This window comes from Streptococcus mitis, from assembly GCF_001579035.1.
GTDB lineage: Bacteria > Bacillota > Bacilli > Lactobacillales > Streptococcaceae > Streptococcus > Streptococcus mitis_J.
Genome location: NZ_KQ970288.1, coordinates 39636 through 46953, shown reverse-complemented (window position 1 = coordinate 46953; position 7318 = coordinate 39636). Strand labels below are relative to the sequence as shown.

8 protein-coding genes are annotated in these 7318 nt (G+C 40.6%); 7 read left to right on the top strand and 1 reads right to left on the bottom strand.

Annotated features, from left to right (window positions below; genetic code table 11):
• Window positions 1–22: 22 nt before the first annotated feature.
• A complete protein-coding gene (locus SMIDD26_RS06395; protein WP_061439597.1) occupies window positions 23–187 on the top strand; it encodes a YczI family protein in 165 nt (54 codons plus the stop codon).
• A 183-nt stretch (window positions 188–370) separates the two neighbouring features.
• Entirely contained in the window at window positions 371–1099 is a 729-nt protein-coding gene (gene yaaA, locus SMIDD26_RS06390) for a peroxide stress protein YaaA (RefSeq protein WP_061439595.1), read from the top strand.
• A gap of 123 nt (window positions 1100–1222) precedes the next feature.
• Here yaaA and SMIDD26_RS06385 read toward each other — a convergent pair whose 3' ends face one another.
• Window positions 1223–1768 (bottom strand): NADPH-dependent FMN reductase, encoded by a 546-nt coding sequence (locus SMIDD26_RS06385; protein ID WP_061439591.1) that lies wholly within the window; start codon window positions 1766–1768, stop codon window positions 1223–1225.
• A 391-nt stretch (window positions 1769–2159) separates the two neighbouring features.
• On the opposite strand from SMIDD26_RS06385, the gene SMIDD26_RS06380 reads away from it, so the two are divergent.
• The 5 genes from SMIDD26_RS06380 to asnS all read left to right on the top strand — a co-directional run bounded on the left by SMIDD26_RS06380 (window position 2160) and on the right by asnS (window position 7041).
• Window positions 2160–3356 carry an MFS transporter gene (locus SMIDD26_RS06380; protein ID WP_061439590.1) on the top strand — a complete coding sequence of 399 codons (1197 nt, stop codon included), beginning with the start codon at window positions 2160–2162 and terminating at the stop codon, window positions 3354–3356.
• Between the two features lie 292 nt (window positions 3357–3648).
• Complete coding sequence (locus SMIDD26_RS06375; protein WP_061439589.1) at window positions 3649–4137, top strand: cell wall elongation regulator TseB-like domain-containing protein; 489 nt, start codon at window positions 3649–3651, stop codon at window positions 4135–4137.
• A complete protein-coding gene (locus SMIDD26_RS06370; protein ID WP_061439587.1) occupies window positions 4134–5321 on the top strand; it encodes a pyridoxal phosphate-dependent aminotransferase in 1188 nt (395 codons plus the stop codon). Before SMIDD26_RS06375 ends, SMIDD26_RS06370 begins: the two co-directional genes overlap by 4 nt.
• Entirely contained in the window at window positions 5314–5679 is a 366-nt protein-coding gene (locus SMIDD26_RS06365) for a VOC family protein (protein ID WP_061439586.1), read from the top strand. Before SMIDD26_RS06370 ends, SMIDD26_RS06365 begins: the two co-directional genes overlap by 8 nt.
• Window positions 5680–5697: 18 nt before the next feature.
• Window positions 5698–7041 (top strand): asparagine--tRNA ligase, encoded by a 1344-nt coding sequence (gene asnS / locus SMIDD26_RS06360; RefSeq protein WP_033677725.1) that lies wholly within the window; start codon window positions 5698–5700, stop codon window positions 7039–7041.
• Window positions 7042–7318: the final 277 nt, after the last annotated feature.

The window sequence follows — 7318 nt, the reverse complement described above, 5'->3', positions numbered from 1 at the left end:
AAGACTAATGGAGGACAAACAAATGCGGTTTTATTTGATGGTTGCTTCAATGCTACTTGGATTGCTCGCTTTGAAGATAGGTTTTTCTCAGTTCAAGGAGAAAAAAGATAAATTCTTATCTATCTTAACAAGTTTAGCTGGCCTAGCCCTTGTTCTCGTAGCTGTCTGGTTAGGATGGCCAAAATAAATAGAGAAGCCTCGGTCAAACCGAGGTTTTTCATACTCTTCGAAAATCTCTTCAAACCACGTCAGCTTCACCTTGCCGTACTCAAGTACAGCCTGCGGCTAGCTTCCTAGTTTGCTCTTTGATTTTCATTGAGTATCAGATGAATTTCTTGGTTGTGGCTAAAAAATATGCTACACTATCAATATGAAAATTTTAATCCCAACAGCAAAAGAAATGAACACAGACTTGCCGAGTATCGAGGCAACTCCTTTAAAACCAGAAAGTCAGGCCGTGTTGGATGCCTTGGCCCTCTATTCTGCTAGTCAATTGGAGAGTTTTTATAAGGTATCAGCTGAGAAGGCGGCGGAAGAATTTCAAAATATCCAAGCTTTGAAAAGGCAAACTGCTCAACACTACCCAGCTCTGAAACTTTTTGATGGGCTCATGTACCGTCACATCAAGCGAGACAAACTGACCGAGGCAGAACAAGCCTATCTTGAAAATCATGTCTTCATTACCTCGGCTTTGTACGGTGTCGTTCCAGCCTTGTCACCCATGGCCCCTCACCGTTTGGATTTTTTGATGAAGTTAAAAGTCGCTAGTAAGACTTTAAAGAGCCATTGGAAGGCGGCCTATGATGAAGCTGTGAAGCAGGAAGAAGTGATTTTCTCTCTCTTGTCATCCGAGTTTGAGACTGTATTTTCTAAAGAAATTAGAGAAAAAATGGTGACCTTCAAATTCATGGAGGATAGAGGTGGTCAGCTGAAGATTCATTCAACTATTTCCAAGAAAGCGCGTGGTGCCTTCCTGACAGCCCTGATAGAAAATCAAGTACAAACGGTGGAGGAAGCTCGTCGCTTAAGCTTTGCAGGATTTAACTACCGAGAAGATTTGTCACAGCCACAGGAATTGGTTTTTGTAAAGGAAGTATGAAAAGATCTTTTGTATTTGACAATATGTATCATCAGCTATTTTAGTTTATAAATGAAAAAAGCGAACAAGCTAGTCTTCTGAGTGTCAGAAAAGTAGTCTTGTTCGCTTTTGTTATGTTAGTTACTAGATCGCATTAACCAAGTCTTGAGCTTGTTTTTCAAGTGAATTTAGGACTGTTTCTTCTAGAACCAATTTTCCGTCTGCCCAGGCAGAGTCATTGACACGTGCAGCAGTGAAATCACCAACGACTTGTGTACGGATAAATGGCAAGAGGTCTTTGTAGATAGCGAAGAGTTGATCGTGACCTGCATTGGCTACAGATGATACGGTGACAAACTTGTCTTGAAGGGCAGAAGCGCCACGTGTATCAGACAAGTCAAGGGCACGAGATAGCCAATCAAGCAAGTTCTTCACTGTTCCAGGGATAGAGAAGTTGTAGACTGGCGAGAAGATCCAGATGGCATCCGCAGCGAGAACCGCTTCACGAGCAGCCGCTACAGCTGGATGAGTTGGAACTTCCAAATCTTGGCTGAAGAGAGGAAGAGCTGAATAATCAAGGTAGCTAACTTCCGCTTTACCAGCAAGTGCTTTCTCAGCTTCGAGCGCCATTTGGTGGTTGAAAGAACCTTGGCGTAGTGATCCGACGATAAATAATACTTTTTTAGACATGATGTGTCTCCTTTTTCTTAAATTTCCGAGAATTCTCTCGTTGTTATAAAATATATTACAACAAAACAAAATGACTTGCAAGAAATTTGCTCAGAGTTTATTTGAAAATTGTAAAATTTCAGAAACTCTAATCACTTGCGACTGGAATGCATTTGATTTTCGAAGAGTATTCTAACATTCTCTTGTAATATGATGACATAAGTGCTAAAATAAACAAGAAAACTCGCAATGGAAACCGCATAACAGCTATTTTCCGGTATCATTTCATAAATCATTAAAGGAACAATAATGGCATTGAAGAATGCTTCTAAAAAGGGGTGGAGATCATGTAAGGCAAAGATTAACAAGTGACGGACAAAAGAAATAATAATACACTTGTTAAGGAGAAAAGATGTTAATAAGAAATTATCGGAAAAATATTGGCCTGATGGCTGGAGTTGAGTTTTTTGCATTTTTAGGGATTACCAGTTTTTGGATTCTCTTTCTCAGTCAAAACGGCATGTCTCTTTGGCAGATTGGACTTCTGGAGAGTATTTTTCATACGACCAGTCTTCTCTGTGAAATTCCATCTGGTGTGTTAGCTGACCGCTATTCCTATAAGACCAACCTTTATTTAAGTCGAATAGCAGGGATTCTGTCTTCTATTCTTATGTTGGCTGGGCAGGGAAATTTTTGGATTTATGCACTAGCAATGGCTGTGAGTGCCTTGTCTTATAATTTTGATTCAGGAACAAGCGCAGCAATGGTCTATGACTCGGCTGTAGAGGCTGGACTAAAGGAGCGTTATCTATCCATTTCAAGTTTCCTATCAGGAGTGTCAGAAGGAACCCAGTCTTTGGGGACAGTGCTAGCAGGATTTTTTGTTCATGGTCAATTGCACCTGACCTACTATATCATGATTGCCACTTCTATCATAGTTCTTTTCCTGATTTGGATGCTGAAAGAGCCCAGTGTCAAAGTAGAAAAAGCTGATAGTGTGACCATGAAACAGATTATTTGGACTGTTAAGGATGAGTTGAAGCGAAATCCCATGCTGTTCAACTGGATGATTTTGTCTCAGATTGTCGGAGTACTCATGTGCATGTTTTATTTTTACTATCAAAATCAGTTACCAGATTTAAGTAGTTGGCAAATTTCAGCAGTTATGCTACTTGGTAGTCTCTTGAATATCGTCGCAGTCTATCTAGCGAGTAAGATTGGAAAGAAATATGCTGCCTTGAAGCTTTTCCCTGTCCTTGTCCTGCTGACTGGAGCTACCTACCTGCTGTCCTACTTTGGAACACCTCTAATCTATATTTTGATTTATTTGATGAGTAATGCTCTATATGCTCTTTTTCAGCCGATTTTTGATAACGATTTGCAAGAGCGCCTTCCAAGTGAAGTAAGGGCAACCATGCTGAGTGTCTATTCTATGATGTTTAGCCTAAGTATGATTGTCTTCTTTCCACTGACAGGCTGGTTGATTGACAATTTAGGCTTTGTAGTAGCATTTCTTTATCTAGGCTTCTTTTTAGTCATGATTAGCCTTCTACTGCCTGTATTTTTAGGAAAAATGGCTAAAAGAATGGATGATAAAGTGATTCCATAGATCAAAAAAAATTACGAAAACTTGAGTGTCAAGCTCAGGTTTTTTAATAGGTTGATTTTGGAGCTGTCTTTACTTTTCTTGCTCGGTTTTAACTAAGAAAAATCGGTTTGCTTTGAAGGGAGAAATAGAATTGGTTTCTTATACTCAATGAAAATCAAAGAGCAAACTAGGAAGCTAGCCGCAGACAGTACTTGGGTACGGCAAGGCGAAGCTGACGTGGTTTGAATTTGATTTTCGAAGAGTATTCTTGCATTCACTTGTAATAAAGCCTAATAGATGGTAAAATAGACGAGTGAAAAAAAGACAAAACAAAGCAAAAAATAATCTACTGTGGCAGTATGGTCTAGGGATGACGATTTTGCTTGTGGTTATCAGTGCTTCCTTTCTGTATCTAGTGTTTCTGAGTATGAAACCTTATCAAACAGCTAAAAGTGAAGGAGAAAAATTAGCTCAGCAGTATGCAGGATTAGAGCAGGCTGATCAGGTTGACTTATACAATGGCTTAGAATCTTATTATAGCGTTCTTGGTCGTAATAAAAAACAAGAAGCACTTGCTGTCCTGATTGGAAAAGATGACCATAAGATTTACGTTTATCAGCTAAATCAAGGTATTTCACAAGAAAAAGCAGAAGCGGTTTCTAAGGAAAAAGGAGCTGGTGAGATTGACAAGATTACCTTTGGCCGTTATAAAGACAAGCCAATCTGGGAAGTCAAGTCAGGCTCTGATTTTTATCTAGTAGATTTTGAAACAGGAGCATTGGTCAATAAGGAGGGCCTATGAAACTATCCAACCGTGTTTTAGAAATGGAAGAAAGTGTCACTCTAGCTAGTGATGCGAGAGCAAAAAAATTAAAAGCTCAAGGTAAGGATGTTCTTTTCTTGACCTTGGGACAACCAGATTTTCACACTCCTGAAAATATTCAAGATGCAGCTGTTGCAGCTATTCGAGAGGGACAGGCTTCCTTCTATACAGTAGCTTCAGGTCTACCAGAATTAAAAGCTGCAGTGAATACCTACTTCGAGCGCTACTATGGCTATTCTGTCGCAAGTAATGAGGTTACCTTTGCCACAGGCGCCAAGTTTTCCCTCTATACTTTCTTTATGGCTGTAATCAATCCTTTAGATGAGGTTATTATTCCAACTCCATACTGGGTTAGTTATGGAGATCAGGTCAAGATGGCAGAAGGGCTTCCAGTCTTTGTTCCTGCTAAGGAAGACAACCACTTTAAGGTAACTGTAGAGCAGTTAGAAGCAGTTCGCACTGATAAGACCAAGGTTTTGGTTCTCAATTCACCATCTAATCCGACTGGTATGATCTATACTCGTGAAGAATTACTAGCTATCGGAAATTGGGCTGTTGAACATGACATTCTCATCCTAGCAGATGATATTTATGGTCGTTTGGTCTATAACGGGAATGAGTTCGTACCAATCTCTAGTCTATCAGAAGCCATTCGCAAGCAAACCATTGTCATTAACGGTGTATCAAAAGCTTATGCAATGACGGGTTGGCGGGTAGGTTATGCAGTGGGTGATCCAGAAATCATTGCTGCTATGAGCAAATTGACAGGTCAAACAACTTCTAACCTAACTGCTGTTTCACAATATGCAACCATCGAAGCCCTAACTGGACCGCAAGATTCTGTGGAAGTTATGCGTCAAGCATTTGAAGAACGTCTCAATACCATCTATCCACTCTTGTGTGAAGTCTCTGGTTTTGAAGTTGTCAAACCACAAGGAGCTTTCTATCTCTTTCCAAATGTCAAAAAAGCTATGGAGATGAAAGGTTATAGCGATGTAACAGCATTTACAACGGCTATTCTTGAAGAAGTTGGTCTGGCCTTGATTACAGGAGCAGGATTCGGAGCGCCAGAAAATGTCCGCCTCAGCTATGCGACAGACCTAGACACGCTTAAAGAAGCAGTTAAACGCTTGAAAGCATTTATGGGTAGTGAGAATGATTGATCATTTCGGAATTCAAGTTAGTAATTTAGAAACTAGTAAAGTTTTTTATCAGAAAACTTTGGCTCCATTGGGATATAAAATAGCATTTGATATTCCTCAGGCAGTCAGTTTTGCGGAGCCTCGAACTGCTCCAGCTGGTGATTTTTGGCTGAGTCAAGGAAAGTCTGATCCGACTCACTTTGCTTTTAATGCGGAGACGAGGGAGCAGGTAAATGCTTTTTATGAAGCTGGTCTTTTAGCTGGTGGTCAAGATAACGGTCGTCCAGGTATTCGACCTCAATATCATCAGCCTTATTACGCTGCTTTTATAATTGATCCAGATGGGAACAATATAGAAGTGGTTTGCCGTAAAGAATAAAAAAGAAAAGGAAAAATAATGACAAAACGTGTAACGATTATTGATGTAAAAGACTATGTTGGTCAAGAAGTGACGATTGGCGCTTGGGTTGCCAACAAATCAGGAAAAGGGAAAATCGCTTTCTTGCAATTGCGTGATGGAACAGCCTTCTTCCAAGGTGTGGCCTTTAAACCAAACTTTGTAGAAAAATTTGGTGAAGAAGTGGGACTTGAGAAGTTTGATGTTATCAAACGCTTGAGCCAAGAAACTTCTGTTTATGTGACAGGTATTGTCAAAGAAGACGAACGTTCTAAGTTTGGCTATGAGTTGGATATTACAGACATCGAAGTGATCGGTGAATCTCAAGACTACCCAATCACACCAAAAGAACATGGAACGGACTTCTTGATGGACAACCGTCACTTGTGGCTACGCTCTCGTAAGCAAGTGGCTGTGATGCAAATCCGTAACGCGATTATCTATGCTACTTATGAGTTTTTTGACAAGAACGGCTTCATGAAGTTTGATAGCCCAATTCTTTCAGGAAATGCAGCTGAAGATTCAACAGAACTCTTTGAAACGGACTACTTCGGAACGCCAGCTTACTTGAGCCAATCAGGTCAGCTTTACCTAGAAGCGGGTGCGATGGCTCTTGGTCGTGTCTTTGACTTTGGTCCAGTTTTCCGTGCTGAAAAATCAAAAACACGCCGTCACTTGACTGAGTTCTGGATGATGGACGCAGAGTACTCCTACTTGACACACGATGAGTCACTTGACTTGCAAGAAGCTTATGTGAAAGCTCTTCTTCAAGGTGTTCTTGACCGTGCGCCTCAAGCCTTAGAAACCTTGGAACGTGATACAGAACTCTTGAAACGCTACATTTCAGAGCCATTCAAACGTATCACTTACGATCAAGCCATTGACCTCTTGCAAGAGCATGAGAATGATGAAGACGCTGACTACGAACATCTTGAGCATGGTGATGACTTTGGTTCACCACACGAAACTTGGATCTCAAACCATTTTGGTGTGCCAACATTTGTCATGAACTACCCAGCAGCCATCAAGGCCTTCTACATGAAACCAGTTCCTGGAAATCCAGAGCGCGTGCTTTGTGCAGACTTGCTTGCTCCAGAAGGCTATGGAGAAATCATCGGTGGATCTATGCGTGAGGAAGACTACGATGCCCTCGTGGCTAAGATGGATGAACTTGGTATGGATCGTACAGAGTACGAATTCTACCTTGACCTTCGTAAATACGGTACAGTTCCACACGGTGGATTTGGTATCGGTATCGAACGTATGGTAACCTTCGCGGCAGGAACAAAACACATCCGTGAAGCCATTCCATTCCCACGTATGTTGCACCGTATTAAACCGTAAGAACAGGAAAACGCCCATGTGGCGTTTTTTTCATAGAAATTTCTGGAAGCGAAAGGAAATATTATCAGGTATAGTGGATTGAAATAAGACAAAAGCGGGTTTTTGCCCAGCCTTTAGTGCTCTTAGAGTTCGAGTCATAGCTAATCTTCTGAAGGTTTTAACAAATAAGAAGAAAATTTTAGATTTTTAGTTACGTCATAATGTTTGATTTGTAGATAAAAAAAGAGTATAATGAATTAAGCCCATTTAAAATATGCTACGATATTTTTAGGGGGGG